This window comes from Amycolatopsis sp. NPDC051716, from assembly GCF_040681595.1.
GTDB lineage: Bacteria > Actinomycetota > Actinomycetes > Mycobacteriales > Pseudonocardiaceae > Amycolatopsis.
Genome location: NZ_JBFAZA010000007.1, coordinates 97782 through 119633 on the forward strand (window position 1 = coordinate 97782; position 21852 = coordinate 119633).

The window sequence follows — 21852 nt, forward strand, 5'->3', positions numbered from 1 at the left end:
GTGTGCGGCCTCCGCCTGGCCCCCCACACCCCCCCCCCCCCCCGCACACCGCCGCGGCGGAGTTACAGCTGCCGCACCCGGATGTTGCGGAACTCGATCAGGTCGTTGTCGCTGTGGTTCTGCAGCCCGATGAACCCGCTGACGAACTGCCGCAGGTCGGTCGGCGGGTCACCCGCGCGCGACGACTGCCGGCCCGGCGTGTTGTCGAACTCGTTGATCACCACGCCGTTGCGGATCATCGTGTAGTGCTGCCCGACGACCTTGATCTCGTACTCGTTCCACGTGCCCTTCGGCCGGGCGCCCGCCTGGTCGAGCGGGCGCGGGTCGAAGTTGTAGACCGACCCGGTCTTCTGCGGCTCGCCGGAGTCGCCGTCGTAGATCTGGATCTCGTGACCGCAGTAGATCGCGACCCACGCCTGCGAGTCCCGCGCCGACCCGACCGTGCCGCAGCTGCCCGGCGGCCGCTGGGCCAGCGGTGTCCGCGGATCAGGGAACCGGACGAAGACGCCGCTGTTGGCCCGGTTCGGGTCCGGGGCGATGTCCTTGAACTGCACCTTCACCGAGAAGTCGCCGAACTGCCGCTGGGCGTACCAGAGCATGCCCAGGCCGCCGGCCGAGCGGATCGACCCGTCCGGCTGGAGGGTGAACTGCCCGGAAGGCGCCTGTTCCCAGCCGCGCAGCGACTCCGCCGTGCCGTCGAAGAGCGCGTCGTAGCCCGTGGTGCCCGGCTTCCCGATCGGCGACGCCTCGGCCGCCGCGTTCAGCTCGGCCACCTCGGCGTCGTTGAGCACCCCGAGGTCGGAGAGCGTCTCGGTGGCCTGCTCGACGTGGTTGACGAACGCCGCGTGCGTGCTCCACGTGCTCTCGTCGTCGATGAAGTCGTCCACCGTGCAGCCACCGCCGGCGTTGCGGTTGACCACCTTCGTGAGGGTGTCGCCCAAGGTCACCACCGGGCTCGGGTCGGCCACCGCGCAGCCGACGTTCACCGACGTCCGGGTCGTCACCGTCTCACCGTTCGCATAGGTCACCGTGAGCTTGGCGGTGAAGAGGCCGGTGCGCGGGTAGGTGTGCCGCGGGTCGGCCTGGGTGGACACCGAGCCGTCGCCGAACTCCCAGCGGTAGGACACCCCGCCGGACTTCGACCCGGTGAACGCGGCCGTGAGCGCCTTGTTCTGCACCATCGTCGACGTCGCCGCCGGCGCGGGCGTCGGCGCGCCGCCGGTGTAGCTGATCTTCAGCAGCTTCTGGTTGGCGTCCAGGGAGAAGAAGCCGTTGCCGTAGTCGAGCACGTACAGCGCACCGTCCGGCCCGAACTTGGCGTCCATCCAGCTCTGCACCCGGGTGTCCCCCGCGCCGCCCGGGATGATCTGGCGGAACGTCTCGGCGAACACCGGCGGCTGGTGCGTCGGCACGCCGGCCGGGTCGACGGTCACCGCGACCCGGTTCTGCGCGTTGGACTCGTCGCCGATGAACCACTTGTTGTCCCAGTACTCCGGCCACGCGACGCCGCTGTTCGTGTCGACCAGCGAGCGGTGGTACGTCGGCCCGGACATGATCGCCTGGCCGCCACCGCGCAGGTACGGCTGGGTGTAGGTCGCGTCCGCCGCGTTGTAGGTCGGGATGGAGCTGCCCGGCCGCTTCGGGAACACCGGCCCGCCGCCGTCCGGCGAGTACCAGATCATGTTGTCCTTGATCGGCGGCAGGTTCACCAGGCCGGTGTTGCGCGGCGAGGTGTTGACCGGGTTGTCGCAGTCGTACCAGCCGGTCAGTTCCGCGGCGTTCGTGCTGCTGCGGTCGCGGTAGGGCTGCCGGTTGCCCATGCAGTACGGCCAGCCGTGGTTGCCCGCTTCGGTGATGACGGTCGCGGTCTCGTACTTCGCCGGCCCGAGCTCGGGACTCGGCGACGGCGCGTCCGGACCGACCCAGCCCGCGGTCATCCAGTTGTGCACCGGGTCGATCTGCAGCCGCGAGATGTTCCGGACGCCCATCACGTAGATCTCCGGGCGCGTCTTGTCCGCCGGCCCGTTCGGGAACAGGTTGCCCTGCGGGATCGTGTACGTCCCGTTCGCCTCCGGGTGGATGCGCAGGATCTTGCCGTCCAGGTCGTTCGTGTTGCCCGCGGTGCGGCGCGCGTCCTGGAACGAGATGCCCTGGTAGTCGAGCGTCCAGTTGTTGCCCGAGTAGCCGTTCGAGCCGCCCGAGGAGTTGTTGTCCCCGGACCCGACGTAGAGGTTCCCGTCCTTGTCGAACGCCATGCCGCCACCCGCGTGGCAGCAGCTGTGGATCTGCACGTCCCAGGACAGCAGGTCCTTGCGGGTCGCCTGATCGATCGTCTGTTTCACCGGGTCGTAGGTGAAGCGCGAGACGGTGCGCTTGCCGATCCGCTTGTCGCGGTCGATCGACTCGTGCGGCATCCAGTAGGCGTAGAACCAGCCGTTCTCGGTGAACTTCGGGTCCAGGGTGATCCCGAGCAGGCCCTCTTCGTTCTTGACGAGCTCGTCACCGCTGCCCCGGTTGCCCATCACGCGCAACGTCGTGAGCAGCTTCGGCTTCTTGGTGACCGGGTCCCACTGGTGGATCGTGCCGCAGCCGAGGCCGACGTTCGGGTCGTCCCAGCTGACCACCGGCCCGGTCGGGCAGGCCGCCTTGCCGATGTAGAACACCTTGCCGTCCGGGGCGATGGTCAGCCCGTGCGGCTCGCCGATCTGGTCGAGCTGCCCGGCCGCGTTCTTCCCGGTCAGCCGTTCGATCTTGTAGTTGGCGGCGATGCCGGCCTGGCAGTCGCCGCGCACCATGCCGGTGGTCCAGCGCAGGGCGCCGAGCAGGTGGTCGCGGAACTGCCCTTCGCCGTAGGAGGCCTCGGTGCGGCCCATCCCGGTGTAGAAGGATCGGCCGCCGTCATAGTCGCGGCACCAGGAGATCGGGTGGAACGGACCGTTCGCGCCGACGCCGGGCTGGTAGCCCTTTTCCTCGACCTGGGCGACGGTGTGGACGGTGCCGACCGGGTTGGTTTCCCAGTTGAGCCAGCGGTCGGTGCGGGTCCAGTTCTGCGGCAGCCCGGCGGTGGCCGGGTGGTGGGCGTCGAGGACGTCGACGACGGCCTGCTGCGGGGCCGGCTCGGGCGGCGGCGGGGTCGTCGAGGTGTCCTTGAACAGCTTGAGGTCCGCGAGCTGGATGATCGGCTCACCGGCGTTGGCGGTGATGTTCAGCCGGTAGTTCGGGTAGACCGTGGTGTTGGCGAAGGTGAACGTCCGGGTCTGGAACGGGTCGGTGAACGTCTCGTTCGTCCGCGTGTCCAGGTCGGTCCACGTGGCGCCGTCCGCGGAACCCTGCAGGGTCCAGCTCTTCGGGTTGCGGCCGGGGAAGTCGTTCGCCGACACCAGCGCGTAGCTGCTGACGGCCACCGGCGTCGCCATCTTGTAGGCGGCCCACCCGGTCGTCGCGAATGTCAGCCACTTGGTGTTCTCGTTGTTGTCGGCCAGTTTCTCCTTGGTTTCGTTCGGCGGGTTCTCCCCGCTCGCGGTCACCGCCGCCACTGCTTCCGGTGTCGGCCGCGCGCCGACCGGGCGGGCCCCGATCAGGCCGGTGAACCACTGCGACGAGTCCTGCGCGCGGGCGGCGTCGGAGATGCCGAGGAACCCGCCGCCCGCCTTCATGTAGGCCTGCAGCGCACTTTCCTGGTCACGGCTGAGCGTCACGCCCTGCGCGGACAGGAAGACCACCCCGCGGTAGCGGGCCAGGTTGGCCGCGCTGAACACGGCGGGATCCGAGGACGCCGTCACCGTGATGCCGTTGTCGCCACCCAGCCGCGCGATCGCGTCCGCCGCGCGGAGCACCGGGTCCTTCTGGCCGGCCGCCGCGCCGTGGAAGACCAGCACGTTCACCGGCACGTTCACCGCGGCGGGCGCGGCCTGGGCCACCGGCATCGCCATCAGCGGAGCTCCGGCCGCCAGGACCGAGCCGATGGCGAGCACGACCGCGCCGCGCCTGCCGAACCATCGTCGTTTCATAGCTCCCCTCCTGCGTGCGTGCGGGCATCGGGGTTCATGTCGTGCCCCGAATGGTCGTGCTGCTTGAACCGGTCGATGGCGTCCTGGGCCCCGTCGGGCAGGCTGCCGTCGGCGTTGCGGACCAGGAACAGGCCCACCATCCCGCCGTCGGAGTGGGTCTGGACGTGGCAGTGGTACATCCACGCCCCCGGCCCGGCGCCTTCGCCGGCGAGCACCTGGAAGCCGAAGGAGCTGCCCGGGTCGAGATTCTTGTTGTCGACGATGGCAGCGTTGTCATTCGCGCTGCCGAGCATCCCGGTGCGGGTGTCGGCCCACCGGTGCCCGTGCAGGTGGAACGTGTGCGGCAGGCTGCCGTACCCGATGCAGACCCATTCGACGCGCTCGCCGAGGCGCGCCTCGAAGATCGGCGTGTCGGGCGCCATCGCGTGGTTGATCATCATCTCGTTGAACACGACGGTGTACTGCTTGCTCGGCAGCAGGTCGCCGCGCTTGCGGACGATCAGCCCGCCGTAGAGCCCGCGCGCGAGGCCCGCGGTGCCGTGGTCGGTGCCCATCGCGTGGTCGTGGTAGTGCCAGTACCCGGCGCTGCCCGGCATCCAGAACCCGCCGCCGGCGTCGTAGCGGGTCCGCGTCCGCCAGGTGTAGGTCCGCGTTTCGCGGGGCTTGTTGAACGACGCGTTGAGCGGGGCGCCGTCCGACGCGGTGTCGTAGGTGACGCCGTGCGGGTGGATCGACAGCCGCTGGTCGGTCCGGTTGATCAGTTCGATCTCGAGGGTGTCCCCCTCGTAGACCTCCAGCAGCGGTCCCGGGATCGTGGCCTTGCCCGGCTCGAGGCCGTAGCCGTAGAGGCCGCCGGGCAAGGCTTCGGCGTAGATCGTGATCTGACGGGTCAGGCCCGCGGCCGACGCCGTCCCGGCCATCCCGACGGCGGGCGCGAGCACGCCCGCGGCGGTTCCGGCCAGCATCGACCGACGTGACACTCGCATGTGGATTCCCCCGGGGTCAGAAGCGCACGGTGCGGAGGTACTCGAACCCGACCTTCGCGGTGTTCAGCGGATCGGCGGGCTGGTCGTGCTCGACGATGTATTCGCCGATGGTGTGGCAGGACGCGGCGAAGATGCGCGGGAAATTGATGACACCCGCGCCGGGGTCGACCATCTGCCCGTCCGCGGTCCGGTCCTTCACGTGGTACTGCGTGACGCGCGGGTAGTTGCGCCGGAACAGCTCGACCGGGTCCGCGCCGCCGTTCACCGCCCAGAACAGATCGATTTCCAGGTGCACGAGCCGCTTGTCCGTCTTCGCGGTGAGCACGTCGTAGGGCACGACGCCGCCGATCGGGGCGAACTCGTGGTCGTGGTTGTGGTAGCCGAGCTTCAGCCCGGCCTTCTTGACGGCGACCGCGGCGGTGTTCATGCGGCCGGCGAAGGCCTCCCACTCGGCGATGGTGCCGAAATTCGCGTACGGCACCACGATGGAGCGGTTGCCGAGGACCTCGGCGTCGGCGATCGCCTGGTTCAGGTCGCCGTCGATGCCGACGTGCGTCGAGGAGGCCTTGAGGTGGCACCGGTCGAGGATGGCGCGGAACTCGGTCGCGCTGCGGCCGTACGTCCCCGCCAGCTCGACCTTCCGGTAGCCGATGTCGGCCAGCGCGGAGAGCGTGCCTTCCGGGTCGTTCTGCAGCAGCGACCGCAGGGAGTAGAGCTGGATGCTGATCTTCTCGAGCGGGATCCGGTGCCGGGCCGGGGACGCGCTCGCGGTTCCGGGCAACGCGATGGCCGCCGCCCCCACCGTGAGGGCCGCTGTCGCCACGTTCAGAAACGTTCGTCGGGAGTGCTGCTCAGCTTCGGGACCGCACATGGAACTCCCTCATCTCTGGTTGCTGAAAGCCGCGTCGAAAGCCGCCGACGGCTGGTCGAACAGGTGCTCGCGCAGGTACTTCACCGCCTCCGCCGCGCCGCGGAGCCGGTCCATCCCGGCGTCCTCCCACTCCACCGAGATCGGGCCGGAGTAGCCGATCGAGTTCAGCGCCCGGAAGCAGTCCTCCCACGGGACGTCGCCGTGGCCGACGGACACGAAGTCCCAGCCCCGGCGCGGATCGGCCCAGGCCAGGTGCGAGCCGAGCCGGCCGTTGCGGCCGTCGAAGCGCTTGCGGGTGTCCTTGCAGTCGACGTGGTAGATCCGGTCGGCGAAGTCGAGGATGAACCCGACCGGGTCGAGGTCCTGCCAGACGAAGTGCGACGGGTCCCAGTTCAGGCCGAACGCCGGCCGGTGGTCGACGGCTTCCAGCGCGCGCTTGGTCGTCCAGTAGTCGTAGGCGATCTCCGAGGGGTGCACCTCGTGCGCGAACCGGACGCCCACCTCGTCGAAGACGTCCAGGATCGGGTGCCACCGGCGGGCGAAGTCCGCGTAACCGTCATCGATGTCATCGCGCGTGACCGGCGGGAACATCGCGACGTACTTCCAGGTCTTCGACCCGGTGAAGCCGATGACGGTGTCGACGCCGAGCTTCGCCGCCGCCCGCGCGGTGTCGGCCATCTCGGCCGCCGCGCGCTGCCGGACGCCCTCGGGTTCGCCGTCGCCCCAGATGCGCGAAGGCAGGATCGCCTGGTGCCGGTGGTCGATCGGGTCGTCGCAGACGGCCTGCCCGACGAGGTGGTTCGAGATCGCCCACACCTTGAGCCCGTGCTCGGCGAGCAGCCGCAGCCGCCCCGGCACGTAGTCCTCTTCGGACAGTGCCCGGTCCACCTCGAAGTGGTCGCCCGAGCAGGCGATCTCCAGCCCGTCGTAGCCCCACTCCGAGGCGAGCTTGCAGACCTCGGTGAACGGCAGATCGGCCCACTGGCCGGTGAACAACGTGACGGGACGGCTCATTTCTCCTCCACCGACGTCCAGTTCGCTTCTTCGGCAGCACTCTTCTCGACGGCGGCCAGCACCCGCTGGACGCGCAGGCCGTCGTCGAAACCCGGCTCGGGGTCGGTGCCCGCGCCGATGGCGTCCAGGAGGTCGGCGACCTCGTGGGTGAACGTGTGCTCGTAGCCGAGGAGGTGCCCCGGCGGCCACCACACACCGACGTACGGGTGCTGCGGTTCGGTGACGAGGATCCGGCGGAACCCGGCCTCGGTCCCGGTGCCCTCGTACCACTGGAGTTCGTTCATCGCCTCGAAGTCGAACGCCAGGCTCGCCTTCGACCCGTTGACCTCCAGCCGCATCGCGTTCTTGCGGCCGAGCGCGAACCGCGTCGCTTCGAAACTCGCCACGGCTCCCCCGGAAAGCCGTGCCAAGAACAACGCCGTGTCGTCGACGGTCACGTCGTCCGTGCCGCCGCTCTCGGCCGGCCGCTGCTTGACGAAGGTGTTCGTCAAGGCGGAGACGCCGGTGATCACCTCCCCGGTGACGAACTGGGCGGCGTCGACGATGTGCGCGCCCAGGTCGCCCAGCGCGCCCGACCCGGCGGATTCCTTGCGGAGCCGCCAGGTCATCGGCGCTGCCGGATCGGACAGCCAGTCCTGCAGGTACACCGACCGCACGTGCCGGATCTCCCCGAGCGCCCCGCTCGCGACCAGGTTCCGGGCGTGCGCGAGCGCGGGCACCCGGCGGTAGTTGAACGCGACCATGGCTCGCACCCCACGGTCCCGCGCCCGCCGCGCCGCCTCGGCCATCGCCTCGGCCTCGGCGACCGAGTTGGCCAGGGGTTTCTCGCACAGCACGTGCTTCCCGGCCGCCAGCGCGGCGATCGCGATCTCCGCGTGGCTGTCGCCCGGCGTGCAGACGTCGACCAGGCCGACGTCGTCCCGGGCGACCAGCTTCCGCCAGTCGGTCTCGACGTCTTCCCAGCCGTACCGCTCCGCCGCCGCCTTGGCCCGGGTCTCGTCGCGGCCGCCGAGCACGGCGAGCCGCGGCACCAGCGGTGGGTCGAAGAACCGGTGGACGCTGCGCCAGGCGTGCGAATGCACCGCACCCATGAACGCGTGGCCCACCATGCCGATCCCGATCGTTTCCCGTGCCGGGCTCATACCCCTCCTCTGGTCTGGTGAAGATGTCCGGTCAGGAATCGAAGCCGACGTCGAGGTACTGGTCGACGTTCTCCTTGGTCACGACCGCAGAGTAGGTGGTGATCTCGGCGGGGATGTCGTGCTCGGCCAGGTCGCCGATGCCCTTGCCCTGCCCGAGCAGCCGGGCGAGCGCGACCGCCGTGGAGGCCATCGACGGGCTGTAGAGCACGGTCGCCTTGATCGGCGACGAGTCGGCCTTGATCAGGTTCATCATGTTCTTCGAACCGGCGCCGCCGACCATGATGAACTCCTTGCGGCCCGCGGTGTCGATCGCCGCGTTGACGCCGATGCCCTGGTCGTCGTCGTGGTTCCACAGGGCGTCCAGCTTGGGCGCGCCCTGGAGCAGGTTCGCGGTCTGCTGCTCCCCCGACTCCGAGGTGAACTGGGCCGACACCCGCGGGCCCACGCTGAACCCGGCGCGTCCGAGCGCGTCCTTGAAGCCCTTGCTGCGTTCCTGGGTCAGCGGCAGCGAGTCGATCCCGGCGACCTCGCCGATGATCGGGTTCGCCACGTTCTTCTTCTTGAGCTCGGCGGCGATGTAGTTGCCCGCGTTGACGCCCATCCGGTAGTTGTCGCCGCCGATCCACGTTCTATACGCCAGCGGCGTGTCGAAGACGCGGTCGAGGTTGATCACCGGGATGCCGGCGTCCATCGCCTGCTGGCCGGCCGCGGTGAGCGCCTTGCCGTCGAAGGGCAGGATCACCAGCACGTCGACCTTGGCGTTGATCAGCGTCTCCACCTGGGAGATCTGCTGGTTGACGTCGTTGGTGCCCTCGGTCGCGTTGAACTTCACCTCGCTGAACTTCTGCGCCTGCGCCTTGGCGTTCTTGGTGATCGCCGCGATCCAGCCGTGGTCGGCGGCGGGCGCGGAGAAGCCGATGGTGATCGGCTTGCCCGGCTGGGCGTTGTTGCCCGCGTTGGCGACCGGCGCGTTCGACGCCGAGTTCGCCGGTGTGTTGCCCGTGCAGCCGGCCAGCAGCGCGCCGGCGCCGACGGCGGCCCCGCCCAGCAGGAATCCCCGGCGGCCGAGGAAGGGGTGTTCGGCCATGGTGAACCTCCATCGGTGGTGAACTAACTCCCGGTCCTGGCTTTCCTGGCCCGGAACTGCAAGAGCACGGCGAGCACGATGATCACGCCCTTGGCGATGTTCTGGATGTCGGTGTCCAGGTTGTTGAGCGTGAAGATGTTCGACAGCACCGTGAAGATCAGCACGCCGACGAGGGTGCCGATGAGCGAGCCGCGGCCGCCGGTCAGCAGCGTGCCGCCGATGACCACCGCCGCGATCGCGTCGAGCTCGTAGAACATGCCGTTGGTCGACGCGCCCGCCGTCGTCCGCGCGACGACCATGAGCGCGGCGACCCCGCAGCACAGCCCGGCCACGCCGTAGACGAGCGCGAGGTGACGCTTGACGTTGATGCCGGCCAGCCGCGACGCCTCGATGTTGCCGCCGACCGCGTACGTCCGGCGGCCGAAGGTGGTGCGGTTGAGCACGACCCAGCCGACCGCGAACACGAGCGCGAAGATCCAGATCAGCGCCGGGACGCCGAGGAAGGCGCCGCGGAAGAAGCCGAGGAAGTCCTGGTCGGCGACCACCTGCGTGCGGCGGCCGCTGAGCCGCTCGGCGAGCCCGCGTGCCGAGACGTACATCGCGAGCGTCGCGATGAACGGCACGACCTTGCCGTACGAGACGAGCACGCCGTTGACCAGCCCGCAGCCGAGGCCGACCGCCAGTCCACAAAGGACCATGACCCACGGCCCGTAGGACTGCGTGGCCAGCGTCGTCAGCCAGACGCTGGACAGCGCGACGATCGAGCCGACGGACAGGTCGATGCCGCCGCTGATGATCACGAACGTCATCCCGACGCTGACCACGCCGATCGCCGCGGCCAGCCGCAGGATCGTCGATATGTTGCTTTCGGTGAAGAACAGCTCGGGCCGGGTGACCTGGCCGACCAGGCACAGGACGACGAGCACGCCGGCCAGGCCGAGCAGCCGCGGATCGGCGGTGACGGAGAACCGCCGCTTCCGTTCGGCGGGCAGCGCTTCCTGGGGCGGTGCTTGGGTCTCGGTCATGCCGCGCTCCCCTCGAGAATCACGTCGAGCACCTCGGCCTCGGTCAGCCCGGCCGAGCGCCGGTCGGCGAGGACACGGCCCTCGCGCAGCACCAGCACCCGGTCGGACAGCCCGAGCACCTCGGGGATCTCACTGGACACGAGCACGATCGCGACCCCAGTCGCGGCCAGCTCGTCGATCAGCCGGTAGAGCTCGGCGCGGGCGCCGACGTCGACCCCGCGCGTCGGCTCGTCGAGCAGCAGCACCCGGCACCCGCGCACCAGCCACCGCGCGAGCACCGCCTTCTGCTGGTTGCCGCCGGACAGCGTGCGGACGATCCGCCGCGGGTCGGCGGGCCGCAGGTCGAGGCGGCGCAGGCTCGCGCCGGCGTCGTCCAGTTCCCGGCCGCGCTCGGTGAACCCGAGCTTCGCGTAGCGGCCGAGGCTGGCCAACGTCACGTTGTGCACCACCGGCAGGTCCAGCAGCAGGCCCTGGCTCTTGCGTTCCTCGGGTGCGAGGCCGACGCCCGCCTTGACCGCCGCCCGGACGCCGGGGCCGAGCGGTTTTCCCTGCACCGTCACGGTTCCGCGGTCGGCCTTGCGGGCGCCGAAGATCGTCTCGAGCAGCTCGCTGCGCCCGGAGCCGACCAGGCCGGCGATGCCGACGACCTCGCCGGCGTGGACGGTGAAGCTCACGTCTTCGAACTCGCCTTGCCGGGACAGGTGCTCGACTTCGAGGGCGGTCTCCGGCCGGGCGTGGCCGTCGTGCCGCGGCCCGAAGACCGTCTCCACCTTGCGCCCGGCCATCAGCGCGACCAGGTCGGCGGTCGGCGTCGCGGCGGCGTCGAGTCCGGTGCCGACGGTCCGGCCGTCCTTGAGCACGGTCACCCGGTGCCCGATCCGGCGCAGCTCTTCGAGCCGGTGCGAGATGTACACGACCGCGACGCCGTCGGCGGTCAGCTCGCCGACGATCCGGAAGAGGTTGTCGACCTCCTCGCCGGCCAGCGCGGCGGTGGGTTCGTCCATCACGAGCAGCCGGGCGTCGTGGGCCAGCGCGCGGGCCATCGACACGAGCTGCTGCCCGGCGGCCGACAGCTTGCCGACCTCGGTCGAGGGCCGGATGTCCGGGTGCCCGAGCCGGGCCATCAGGCGGGCGGCCTCGGCCCGGGCCTGGGAGATCCGCGTGAACCCGAAGCGGGCGCGTTCGTGGCCGAGGAAGATGTTGTCCGCCACCGAAAGCCCGGGCACCAGGTCGAGCTCCTGGTACATGGTGGCGATGCCCAGGCGCAGGGCGTCGACCGGCGAAGCGAGTTCGACGCGCTCGCCGGCCCAGGTGAGCTCGCCGGAGTCCGGCCGGTGCGCGCCGGAGAGGACCTTGATCAGCGTCGACTTCCCCGCGCCGTTCTGGCCGAGCAGGCAGTGCACCTCGCCGGGTTCGACGTCGAGGTCGACGCCGTCGAGGGCGCGCACCCCGGGAAAGCTCTTCACGATCCCCCGGACGGAAAGCAGGGTCATACCGTGGCCTCCTCGGCGAGCGTCGGGTCGGCGAACAGCCGCTCGGCCGCCAGGTGCGCGGCGCCCCGCAACGGGGCCCGCAGGCCGAGCCCGGACGCCACCACCCGGGCCTGGCCGAGCGGCCGGGCGGCGAGCTCGACGCGGACCGGTTCGACCAGCCACTCGCCCAGTTCCGCGAAGTAGCCGCCGAGCACGACGACGTCCGGGTCGAGCACGTCGACCACGGTGGACAGGGCGATGCCGAGGGCGACGCCGAGTTCGTGGACCGCCGTCACCGCGCGCTGGTCACCGAGCCGGATGCGGTCCTTGAGCAGGGCGACGCGGCCTTCGACGCCGGGAGCCGGATCGTGCAGCGGGTCGCCGGGGGCGGCGGCCGCGCGCAGCAGCGCGGCCAGGTTCGCCTTGGTCTCCAGGCAGCCCGTCCGGCCGCAGGAACACCGCTCGCCGGACGGGTCGACGGCGATGTGCCCGACCTCGCCGGCGAAGCCGCGCGCGCCGCGCAGGATCGTGCCGCCGGAGACGAACCCGCCACCGACGGCCGTGCCGCCGCCGAGGTAGAAGAGCTCGGTCGCGGTGCCCTCGGCCGATTCGGCGAGCGCGCCGAGGTTGGCGTCGTTGTCCACCGCGATGGCGGCGGCCGGAACGCCCAGCCGGGCCGCCATGAGGCCGGCGATTTCCGCGTCCCGCCAGCGCAGCGCCGGGGCGAACCGCAGCACGGCGGCGGCCGAGTCGACCAGCCCGGGCACCGAGATCGCGACCCCGACCGGTGGACCGGGCAGCACGCCGCGGGCCAGGCGGGCGAGTTCGTCCAGCCCGGCGGGCAGCCCGAGGGCGGCGACGTCGACGGGCTGCGCCCGTTCGGCCAGGACCCGGCCGGAGAGGTCGGTGACCAGTGCCGACAGCCGGTCGGCTTCGATGGCCAGCGCCAGCGCGTACGCGTCTTCACCGTGCAGTTCGACCAGCCGGCTCGGCCGCCCGTTGCCGGGGAGGACCCCGGCGGGCCGGACCAGGCCGCGTTCGGCGAGTTCGGTGAGCAGGCCGGGCACCGCGGACTTCGCGAGCCCGCAGCGGGCCGCCAGCTGGGTGCGCGAGAGCGGGCCGGTGCGCAGCGCCCGCAGGACCGCGGCCAGGTTCGCCGTACGTGGGCTCGCCGAGCCGGCTCGCCTCGTTTCGGTGACGGCCACGGTGCCCCCATCTTGCGCTGGCTACTGAACGCACTTTGTCGCTCAGGCAGCGAAAGTAGGGTGACTCCCATCACTCGTCAAGGTGATACCGGCGCGTTTAGTCGGGTTTTCACCCGGATAGACGTGCGAAACCGGACAGACTTTCGAAGAATCGATGCAAAAGTCTGTCGTGTTTCGACGTTACACAGTGGACGCGTTCAGCGACGCGGAGTGAGCCCTCGCCTCTCCCCTGCCCTGTAGCGAGCGTCGCGAATGACTCATTCGGGACGTTGAAGGTCCCGAATGAGTCATTCGCGACCTTTGGGAGACGTGCACCCGGGGCGGGTCAGCTGCTGAGCGTGAAGGCCCGGTCCGTGGCCGACCACGCGGCCCCGATCACGCCCGCCGTCTCCCCCAGCTCGGACAGCACGATCGGGAGGTTCCCGGTGGCCAGCGGCAGGGAGCGGCGGTACACCGCGCTGCGGACCTCGGCGAGCAGCTGGTGCCCGAGCTGAGCCACGCCGCCGCCGATCACCACCATGCCCGGGTTGATGAAGCAGACCAGCGAGGCGATGACCTGGCCGAGCCGCCGTCCGCCGTCGCGGATGAGGTTGACCGCGCCGGAGTCGCCCGCCGCGGCGGCCCGGCCGACGTCGCGGGCGGTGACCGCCCCGCCCCCGGCGGCCGCCTCGGCCAGGTGCGCCGACCGGCCGCTGCGCGCCAAGGCCAGCCCGTCGCGGGCCAGCGCGGCCCCGCCGAAGTAGGCCTCCAGGCAGCCGACCTCGCCGCACGCGCAGGTCGGGCCGAAGTCGTCGAGCCGGATGTGCCCGATGTCGCCCGCCGTCCCGGCGACCCCGCGGTAGACCTTGCCGCCGAGCACGATCCCGCAGCCGATCCCGGTGCCGATCTTGACGAACATCAGGTCGTCGGTCGAGCGCGCGACCCCGGCGTGCCGCTCGCCGAGCGCCATCGCGTTGACGTCGTTGTCCACCGCGACCGGGCAGCCCCAGAGGCCGCCCAGGTGGTCGCGCACGTTGAACCGGTCCCAGCCGGGCATGATCGGCGGCGCGACGGCCATCCCCTCGGCGAAGCTGACCGGGCCCGGCAGCCCGATGCCGGCCGCGATCAGCCGGCCGGGTGCCTCGTCGCGGACCTTCGCCGCGAGCTCGGCCACCCGCCGCAGCACCGGGTGCGGCCCCTGCCGCACATCGCAGTCCTCGACGGCGTGCGCGAGCACCTCGCACGAACCGTCGGTGACCGCCACGCCGACCGACGTCGCGCCGACGTCCACCGCGAGCACCCGCAGCTCACCGGCGAGCCGGACCAGCGTCGAGCGCCGCCCGCCCCGGCTGGCCGAAGGCCCCGCGGCCTCGACGAGCCCGACCTCGGCGAGCCGCGCCACCTCGGCGCCCACCCGGGCGCGCGGCAGCTCGAGCCGCTCCCCCAGCTCGACCCGCGACATCGGGCCGTCGTCCCGGAGCAGGGTCAGCAACCGGGTCTGGTGCCGGGTTTCGACCATCGACTGCTCCGGGGTGGATACCGTGCTCATTCGCCTCAGCCTACTGCGTCGGAACCGGCGCTTCGCCGGCCGACGCAGGTGACCGGTGGGGTCCGTGTGGGGGTCACCCGAGCCGGTGCCTTGCGCCGCGAACCCGTTCGTCGGCCCCGGTTCCGGGGCAGCCTCCCGCCATCGCGAACCGGCTCTACGACAGGAGGATCGCCATGCGACGGATCACGACCGCGCTGGGTGTGTTGGCGCTGACGACCGGAGTCCTGCTCGGCCCGGCGGGCACCGCCTCGGCCCAGGCCGAAGGCTGGCCGCTGGGCCGGTGCGTCGGCAGCTCGCTGGAAATGTTCGCCACGTCGGCCTTGTGCGTCGTCGACCGGAACTTCCCGGTCCTCACCCACCCGGGCACCTGACGCCGCCGGCGCTACGCGGTCCGGCCGCGGATTCCGGTGCGGGGGTGCCGGGCACGACCAGCACCCCCGCACCGGGGCCGGCGGCGAACGTCTGCGGCATCCTTGCCCGGTGCCGATCACGACCGAGTTCTGGGCCACCACGGCCCAGGTCATCCCCGCCCTCCTGCTCGCGGTGGTGCTCGCCGAGCGGTCCGACCGGCCGAAGGCCGCCGAGCCCTCGGCCGAACCGGCGCCGCCGAAGTCGCTGAGCGTCGTGTTCAGCCTGGCGATGCTCGTGTCGATCGCCTTGGGCGTCTCGGCCGAGTTCCTGGCGCTGGGCGGCTTGCTCGGCGGGGGCGGCCGGGGGACGGCCCGGGTGGTGATCATCGCGATCGGCGTCCTCGCGTTCTGGGTGGTCGCGGTCGCCGCCATGCGGCGGGGCGGGCGGTTCTTCCCCGCGGAGGAGGACGCCCTGGACCGGCTGTCCACCGGCCGCGCCCTCGCCGTGACGACCGTCGCCGTGAGCCACTTCCTGTTCGCGTTCGCCGTGGCCGTCCTCCCCTTGGCGGCGGCCGTCTGGCTGGCGATCCGGGTCTGACCGCCTCACCGCACCGGCACGACGAAGTCGGGCAGGGTGAACGCCGGGTGCTCCGGCCGCGGCGTGCTCGGCACCGTCGTCAACTGCCGGAGCGCGGCGGTTACGCGAGCCACCCCGGGCCACCGGGCGAGCGAGTGCGGCATCCCGCCCGCCTGCCGAGCGCAACCGGCGCCGTGAGCCACTTCCTGTTCGCGGCCGCCGTGGCCGCCCGGCCGGCCGCGTCCTCACTGCACCGGCACGGCGAACTCAGGCAGCGTGAACGCCGAGTGCTCCGGCCGCGGCGTCCGCGGCACCGTCGTCAACTGCCGAAGCGCGGCGGTTACGCGAGCCACCCCGGGCCACCGGGCGAGCGAGTGCGGCATCCCGCCCGCCTGCCGAGCGCGACCGGTGCCGTGAGCCACTTCCTGTTCGCGGCCACCCGGCCGGCCGGGTCTGACCGCCTCACCGCACCGGCACCGCGAACTCAGGCAGCGTGAACGCCGAGTGCTCCGGCCGCGGCGTCCGCGGCACCGTCGTCAACTGCCGCAGCGCGGCGTTGCGGCGTTCGAGGGCTTCCGCCGTGGCCGGGAAGAGCGTCGACTGGCCGTTGCCCACCAGAGCCTGGTTGGCTTCGACGAACCCCCGCACCCGGTTCTCGTAAGCAGCGAACGCCGCCGCGTGGTCCGGGATGGTCGCCAGCGCGTGCCCGAGGACGTACGCGCCCACGAGGGCGAGGCTGGTGCCCTGGCCGGTCAAGAACGACGGCGCGTGGGCGGCGTCGCCGATGAGCGCGACGCGGCCGGCCGACCAGCGCGGCAGGTGGATCTGGCTGATCACGTCGAAGAACAGGTCGTCGGCCTCCCGCATCGCCGCGACCAGGCGCGGGATCTCCCAGCCCTCGCCTTCGAAGGTGCGGGCGATCAGGTCGCGCTGGGCTTCGGGGTCGCGGAACGCCTCCATCGGCGGCTCCGGCCGGGCGAAGACCAGGAAGCCGTGGACCTCCTCGCTGTCGAGGACCGCGTACATGGCCGCGCCCTTGCCGGGCGTGCTCCACGCGAGCCCCTCGCGGAAGAGCCCGAAGTCGTTGGGCATGGTGAACCCGGCGAAGCTGTAGCCGAGGTAGCGGTGGAACGGGGCCTCGTCGCCGAAGACGAGCTCGCGGGTCCGGGAGTGCAGGCCGTCGGCTCCGATTACCAGGTCGTAGGTGTCCCGGTGGCCGCTGCGGAAGGTGACGTCGACGCCGTCGGCGTGGTCCTCGAGGGTTTCGACGGTGTCGCCGAACCGGACCTCGACGTCGTCGCGCACCAGGTCGTACAGCGTCTGGATCAGGTCGCCGCGGCGGATCTCGAGGTCTTCGCCATCGATGCCGCCGATGACGTCGTTCGGGGCCAGGGCCACGATTTCGCCGCCGTCGGCGTCGAGGAAGGTCAGCCGCCGGGTCGAGATGTGCAGGTCCCGCAGGCGCGGCAGGATTCCCATCCGCTCGACGGCGTCCAGGGCCGTGCCCCGGACGTCGATGGGATAGCCGCCGACCCGGAGTTCGGGGGCCTTCTCCACGATGGTGACCGCGAACCCGGACCGCTGCAGCCAGAAGGCCAGGGCCGGACCGGCGATGCTGGCGCCGGAAATCAACACCTTCTTCATGAGATCTCCTATAGCTAAGTTAGGTATCTATTTGGGAGGTGCGACAATGCGCTTGATCAACCCCCGACCAGACCGACTATATACCTAAGTTAGCTATCTAAGAGGTGTGATGGCCGACACAGAAGCCGGCGACGGGCCCGACCTGCGCGCCGTGCTGCCCCGGCTCCTGCAGCTGGGCACCCTGATGAACCGCAGCGGCCTCGGCGAGCGGGCGATGAAGCGGATCGGGGCCGACCTCGACCGGCCCGGGCTGTCGATCATCCTCGCCCTGCACCTGACCGGGAAGGCGATGCGCGTCGGGGAGATCGCCGACCGGATGCAGGTCGCCGGGCCGCACGTCACGCGGCACCTGCACGTGCTCGAACGACGGCGGCTCGTGCGCGGCCTGGCCGACCCCGACGACCGGCGCGCCCGGCTGGTCGAGCTGACCCCCGACGGCGCCGAGATCGCCGACCGCTACGTCAGCACGCTGCTCGGCTGGTTCGGCGACGCGCTCGCCGGCTGGGCGCCGGAGGACCGCCGCACCTTCTACGACCTGCTCCTGCGGTTCACCGACGACCTCGCGGCCTTCCTGTCGGCGATCGGCGAAGAGGAGTGACGGCCGGCGGTCCCCCGGGCCACCTCAGCCCTTGACGAAGTCCACAACGGACTCCGCGAACAGCTCCGGCTCCTCGAGGTGGCCGAAGTGCCCGCTGTGCTCCAGCACGACCAGGCGCGCACCGGGGATGAGCTCGTCCAGTTCGTGCGCCCAGCGGGGACCGCAGATCACGTCGTACCGGCCGCCGATCACCAGGACCGGCACGCTCAGCGCGCCGAGCGCGGCCCGGTCGTCGATGGTGTCCGGCACGAGGTCCGCGTCCAGCCCGGAGATGTGGGTGCCGCGGGTGCTCGCCCGCAGCGGCGCGAATTCCGCTTCGCGGCCCCAGTAGTCGGCGAAGTACGCCGGCAGCAGGCCACGCAGGGCGGCGTTCATCTCGTCGTCGTCCGAGAGGGACGCGGTCGCCTGCAACGCGGCCAGCACCTCGGGCAGCTCGGGCCGATCGGTGTTGCGGCGGACGAACTCCGCGACGTTGCGCTGGGCTTCGGCGCCGTGTTCCGGTCCGGTGACCGGGGCGCTCCCGTGCAGCACCACCCCGGCGACGCGATCGGCGTGGTGCAGGGCGAAGTACTGCGCGACGAACCCGCCGTGCGAATGGCCGAGGAGGTACGGCGTGGCGACGCCGAGGTGGTCGAGCAGCGCGAGCAGGGCGCGGGCGTAGCGTTCGCGGGTGTAGCCGTGCGGGTGGGACGCCAGCCGCCCGGAGCCACCGGTGCCGATCGGCTCGACGTAGACCATGGTCAGGTGCGGTTCGAGCGCCGGCAGCCGGAGGTAGGCCCAGTCCACGCCGGGGCCGCCGGGGTGGACGACGCACACGGGCCCGCGGCCGTGCACGTGGTAACGCTGGCGGACACCGTCGAGCTCGACGGTGTGGGTGCCGATGTCCATGGGGTTCTCCGAATCTCGTTGAGGTGGAACACCGGCACGATGGGATCGGCGGCGGGAAGTTCGATCGACCGGGTATGGCGTGCGTCACAGCTGGCCCCGGCTGGGAAGATCGACTGCGTGAGCCCCCTCGAGATCGACCTGGTGCGCGGCGCGCAGGCCGGCAGCGCGAGCGCGCTGGGCACGCTGCTCGCCCGGCACCAGGCCGGCATGCGCGCGGTGGCGCTGAGCATCCTGGGCCACGGACCGGACGCCGAAGACGCCGTGCAGGACGCCGTCCTGATCGCGTTGCGCCGGATCGGCACCCTGCGCGACCCGGCCGCGGCGGCCCCGTGGCTGCGGGCGATCGTCCGCAACGCGTGCCGCATGCGGTTGCGCGCCGCACGCGGGCTGGTGCCGGTCGCGGACCCCGAGCCGCCGGCCGGTCCGGCGACACCCGACCGCGTCCTCGAAGACCACGTCTCGCGCGACTGGGTCTGGCACGCGATCGACCGGTTGTCCCCCGCGCTGCGGCAGGTGGTGCTGTTGCGGCACTTCAGCGACGTCACGTCGTACGAGCAGATCGCCGCCGCCTGCGAGCTCCCGGTGGGCACGGTCCGCAGCCGCCTGAACCAGGCGCGGGCGAAGCTGGCCGAAGCACTGCTGGCCACGGCGGACGAGGCGTACGACGACGCGGCGGCCCGCAACGCGGCCAGCGCTCGGGAGGCCACCGACACGCTGGCGGCCGCCCGCCGCGGCGAGTTCGCCGCGGTGGTCGCCGACACCTGGTCACCCGGCCTGCACATGACCAGCGGCCAGGGTTACCGCGGCGGCGTGGAAATGGCGGTGCGGGGCATGGACGCGGACTTGGGGTCCGGTGTGCGCCAGAAGTTCGTCCACGCGGTCACCAGCCGCGACTGCACGGTGTGGGAGATGGAGATGATCAGCCCGGCCCACGACCCGCACCACTGCCCGCCGGCGGTGGTCTGGCTGATGTCCCACCCCGCAGGGCGGGTCGAGCGCCTGCGGCTGTTCTTCCCGGTGGTCAGTGCGGGGCGAACTGCCGGTTCGTCGGCTGGCTGACCCCGGGCTCGATCGGCAGCGGATCGACGACCAGCCGCTCGCCGTAGATGTCGGTGACCGCGACGGCCCCGCCGCACCCGGCGCCGTTCTCCGACAGGAAGTAGTTGTAGTCGGTGCGCTGGAGCCGTTTCCAGCTGCCGCCGGCGCGGACTTCCAGCCGGGCCACCGGATTGCGGTGGTCGATCACCTGGATCCCGCACCAGTACTGGGACGAGCCCTCCTTGTAGCGCAGCGACATCTGCTTCGCCCCCGGCCGGCTCACCAGCTTCCAGGTGACCGGGATTTCGCCGCGAACGCGCGCCCCGAGGCGGTCGAACGCCTTCGGGTTCAGGTCCAGCTGCCCGGCCCGGCACGGCGCCGGGCACAGGTTGGTGATCCGCACCGTCACGCTCGCGCCACCGGCCGCCCGGACTTCGACGTAGGCCCCGCACGCCTGGGAGCCCTCGAAGTCGGCGACGTTCATCGCCGCGTTCAACGGATCCGGGCTCGCGTCGTACCCGCAGGCACCGGTGCCGTCCGTGTCGTAGAAGGTGGCCACGCCGGAGTGGCTCGCCCCCGGCTTGATCCGCCCGGCGAGCGGCGCGTCGGCCGAGACGGCGGCGGACGTCGTGGGCGCGGTGCTGGAGGACGCGGGGGTGGTGGTCGAGGGCGAAGGCGGCGGCGTGCTCGGCGGCGGGGTGGTGACGGCCGTTCCGAGCGCGGGCGCGGCGTCCGATCGGTTCGCGGCCGCGGCGGGGGCCGTGCCGTCCGCCCGGGTCACGACCAAGGCCACGACGGCCGCGGCCACCACGAGCAGCGCCACCACCGACACGATCACCGTGCGTCTGGGCACCGCACCTCCTGGACCGTGTGCCGGATCGAGGGTCCACATTAGACAGCACGCGCAGGCGAGTCAACGACGGCGCGGCCGACAATGTGAGCGTTAACACATCGGCGGCGTGGGGCACCGCCTCGAGGCTTCAGGCGAAGAGGATGTGGCGCAGGATGCGGGCCAAGTGGTCGATCAGCGCCGGCACCGGCAGCTCCGCGAGCGGCCCGGTGCGGGCGATGTACCGGTTGACCGTCACGCCGATGAGCTGCGCACCGAGCATCGAGACGCGGGCGGCGACATCCTCGCCGTCGAGGACTTCGCGGTAGGCCCGGATGCTGCTCTGCTCCATCGCGCTGTACAGCTTCGTCGCCGCCTGCTGGTCGGAGGCGATGCTGCGCAGCAGGACCACGAGCGGGTCGACCGCGGCGTTGGCCTCCATCCGCTCCACGTAGCCGCGCGCAACGCGCTCGGGCAGCGTCTCCAGGTCGCCGGCGATCACCTCGTCGAGCTCCCGGTGTCCCGGGACGGCGGCGAGGAACAGCTGCTCCTTCGACCCGAACTGCCGCAGGACCAGGCCGTGGGTGACACCGGCGCGGGCGGCGATGTCCCGCACCGTCGCGCGGGCGAAGCCGCGTTCGCCGAAGGAAGCGCGGGCCGCGTCGAGGATGGCCTGGCGGTGGCCTTCCGGGTCGCGCCGATGGGGGCGTCGGGGCATGCCGCCCAATTTACCAAGCGGTCAGCAAGCGTCCTATGCTGCCTAATGACCAACTGGTCAACAGGACGGAGAGACAGCATGAGCACCATGATGATCATCGGCGGCACCGACGGGCTCGGCCGCTTCATCGCCCAGCGGCACGCGGACCGGGGCGGCAGCGTGGTGATCGCCGGCCGCGACGCGGACCGGGCCGAGACCGTCGCCAAGGAGATCGCGCCGACCGCGCTCGGCCTCGGTCTGGACCTCTCCCGGCCGGAGACCATCGCCGCCTCGGCCGCCGATGTGCCGGCCCTCGACCACCTGGTCGTCACGGCGAGCCACCAGCGCCCGAACACCTTGCGGGACTTCGACATCGCCGAAGCGATCACCGCGGTGACGACGAAGCTGGTCGGCTACGCCGAAGCCGTCAGAGTGCTGCGAGAGCGCTTCACGCCGGAAGCGTCGGTCGTTCTCTTCGGCGGCCTGGCCAAGGAACGGCCCTATCCGGGCTCCACCGTCATCACCACCTTCAACGCCGCCGTCACCGGCCTCGTGAAAACGCTCGCCATCGAAATCGCGCCACACCGGGTCAACGCCCTGCACCCGGGCCTGGTCGGCGACAGTCCCCGCTGGCGCGACGCCGACCTCGGGACGCTGGCCGAGCGCACCCCGATCGGGCGGCTGATCACCATGGACGAGATCGCCGACGCGACCGGCTTCCTGCTCCGCAACGGCGGGATGAACGGGCACGACCTGGTCGTCGACGGCGGTTTCCTCACCCGGTGACCCCGGACCGGGCGGCGCCGAGGGACTTCCGGGCAACCAAAGGGACTTCCGGGCAAACTTCTGTCACCCCTCGTCATCACCCGATGGTGTGGTGTTAACTGGCGC

General features: G+C 71.5%; 19 protein-coding genes. 5 read left to right on the top strand and 14 right to left on the bottom strand.

The features are described 5' to 3' along the window. Nucleotides 1-62: 62 nt before the first annotated feature. From AB0M30_RS11540 to AB0M30_RS11585, 10 genes are all read right to left on the bottom strand, one after another. Entirely contained in the window at nt 63-4010 is a 3948-nt protein-coding gene (locus AB0M30_RS11540; RefSeq protein WP_364582813.1) for a ThuA domain-containing protein, read from the bottom strand. Continuing rightward, entirely contained in the window at nt 4007-4996 is a 990-nt protein-coding gene (locus AB0M30_RS11545) for a multicopper oxidase domain-containing protein (RefSeq protein ID WP_364582816.1), read from the bottom strand. The genes AB0M30_RS11540 and AB0M30_RS11545 overlap by 4 nt, the downstream gene beginning before the upstream one ends. A 16-nt stretch (nt 4997-5012) precedes the next feature. Then, on the bottom strand, nt 5013-5867 hold the full coding sequence (locus AB0M30_RS11550) for a TIM barrel protein (protein ID WP_364582819.1): 855 nt from the start codon (nt 5865-5867) through the stop codon (nt 5013-5015). Nucleotides 5868-5876: 9 nt separating this feature from the next. Next, nucleotides 5877-6881: a sugar phosphate isomerase/epimerase family protein gene (locus tag AB0M30_RS11555; protein ID WP_360168189.1), complete on the bottom strand. Its 1005-nt coding sequence runs from the start codon at nt 6879-6881 to the stop codon at nt 5877-5879. Then, complete coding sequence (locus AB0M30_RS11560; RefSeq protein WP_364582822.1) at nt 6878-8023, bottom strand: Gfo/Idh/MocA family oxidoreductase; 1146 nt, start codon at nt 8021-8023, stop codon at nt 6878-6880. Before AB0M30_RS11560 ends, AB0M30_RS11555 begins: the two co-directional genes overlap by 4 nt. 31 nt (nt 8024-8054) lie before the next feature. Next, on the bottom strand, nt 8055-9110 hold the full coding sequence (locus AB0M30_RS11565) for a substrate-binding domain-containing protein (protein WP_360168183.1): 1056 nt from the start codon (nt 9108-9110) through the stop codon (nt 8055-8057). 23 nt (nt 9111-9133) lie between these two features. After that, nucleotides 9134-10135 carry an ABC transporter permease gene (locus AB0M30_RS11570; protein WP_364582825.1) on the bottom strand — a complete coding sequence of 334 codons (1002 nt, stop codon included), beginning with the start codon at nt 10133-10135 and terminating at the stop codon, nt 9134-9136. Beyond that, nucleotides 10132-11628 carry a sugar ABC transporter ATP-binding protein gene (locus AB0M30_RS11575; RefSeq protein ID WP_364582828.1) on the bottom strand — a complete coding sequence of 499 codons (1497 nt, stop codon included), beginning with the start codon at nt 11626-11628 and terminating at the stop codon, nt 10132-10134. Before AB0M30_RS11575 ends, AB0M30_RS11570 begins: the two co-directional genes overlap by 4 nt. Further along, a complete protein-coding gene (locus tag AB0M30_RS11580) occupies nt 11625-12812 on the bottom strand; it encodes an ROK family protein (protein WP_364582831.1) in 1188 nt (395 codons plus the stop codon). Before AB0M30_RS11580 ends, AB0M30_RS11575 begins: the two co-directional genes overlap by 4 nt. Before the next feature lie 325 nt (nt 12813-13137). Beyond that, nucleotides 13138-14340 carry an ROK family transcriptional regulator gene (locus tag AB0M30_RS11585; RefSeq protein WP_364582833.1) on the bottom strand — a complete coding sequence of 401 codons (1203 nt, stop codon included), beginning with the start codon at nt 14338-14340 and terminating at the stop codon, nt 13138-13140. A gap of 173 nt (nt 14341-14513) precedes the next feature. On the opposite strand from AB0M30_RS11585, the gene AB0M30_RS11590 reads away from it, so the two are divergent. Continuing rightward, nucleotides 14514-14711, top strand: a complete 198-nt coding sequence (locus AB0M30_RS11590; RefSeq protein ID WP_364582836.1) for a hypothetical protein — start codon at nt 14514-14516, stop codon at nt 14709-14711. Nucleotides 14712-14820: 109 nt separating this feature from the next. Continuing rightward, nucleotides 14821-15288: a hypothetical protein gene (locus AB0M30_RS11595; protein WP_360168165.1), complete on the top strand. Its 468-nt coding sequence runs from the start codon at nt 14821-14823 to the stop codon at nt 15286-15288. 441 nt (nt 15289-15729) lie between these two features. On the opposite strand, the gene AB0M30_RS11600 is transcribed toward AB0M30_RS11595, so the two are convergent. After that, nucleotides 15730-16911 carry an FAD-dependent monooxygenase gene (locus AB0M30_RS11600; RefSeq protein WP_364582839.1) on the bottom strand — a complete coding sequence of 394 codons (1182 nt, stop codon included), beginning with the start codon at nt 16909-16911 and terminating at the stop codon, nt 15730-15732. A gap of 109 nt (nt 16912-17020) precedes the next feature. Here AB0M30_RS11600 and AB0M30_RS11605 point away from each other — a divergent pair, with 109 nt between their 5' ends. After that, a complete protein-coding gene (locus tag AB0M30_RS11605) occupies nt 17021-17509 on the top strand; it encodes a MarR family transcriptional regulator (protein ID WP_364582842.1) in 489 nt (162 codons plus the stop codon). 24 nt (nt 17510-17533) lie between these two features. Here the strand turns inward: AB0M30_RS11605 and AB0M30_RS11610 are convergent, their stop codons facing one another. Continuing rightward, nucleotides 17534-18397, bottom strand: a complete 864-nt coding sequence (locus AB0M30_RS11610; protein WP_364582844.1) for an alpha/beta hydrolase — start codon at nt 18395-18397, stop codon at nt 17534-17536. 117 nt (nt 18398-18514) lie between these two features. On the opposite strand from AB0M30_RS11610, the gene AB0M30_RS11615 reads away from it, so the two are divergent. Beyond that, a complete protein-coding gene (locus AB0M30_RS11615) occupies nt 18515-19456 on the top strand; it encodes a sigma-70 family RNA polymerase sigma factor (RefSeq protein ID WP_364582846.1) in 942 nt (313 codons plus the stop codon). Here AB0M30_RS11615 and AB0M30_RS11620 read toward each other — a convergent pair. Both AB0M30_RS11620 and AB0M30_RS11625 read right to left on the bottom strand, forming a co-directional pair. Further along, entirely contained in the window at nt 19419-20288 is an 870-nt protein-coding gene (locus AB0M30_RS11620) for an expansin EXLX1 family cellulose-binding protein (RefSeq protein ID WP_364582849.1), read from the bottom strand. The two genes, AB0M30_RS11615 and AB0M30_RS11620, sit on opposite strands and share 38 nt — an antisense overlap. A gap of 127 nt (nt 20289-20415) precedes the next feature. Continuing rightward, nucleotides 20416-20982 carry a TetR family transcriptional regulator gene (locus AB0M30_RS11625; RefSeq protein ID WP_364582852.1) on the bottom strand — a complete coding sequence of 189 codons (567 nt, stop codon included), beginning with the start codon at nt 20980-20982 and terminating at the stop codon, nt 20416-20418. Between the two features lie 78 nt (nt 20983-21060). Here AB0M30_RS11625 and AB0M30_RS11630 point away from each other — a divergent pair, with 78 nt between their 5' ends. After that, nucleotides 21061-21747, top strand: a complete 687-nt coding sequence (locus AB0M30_RS11630) for an SDR family oxidoreductase (protein WP_364582855.1) — start codon at nt 21061-21063, stop codon at nt 21745-21747. Nucleotides 21748-21852: the final 105 nt, after the last annotated feature.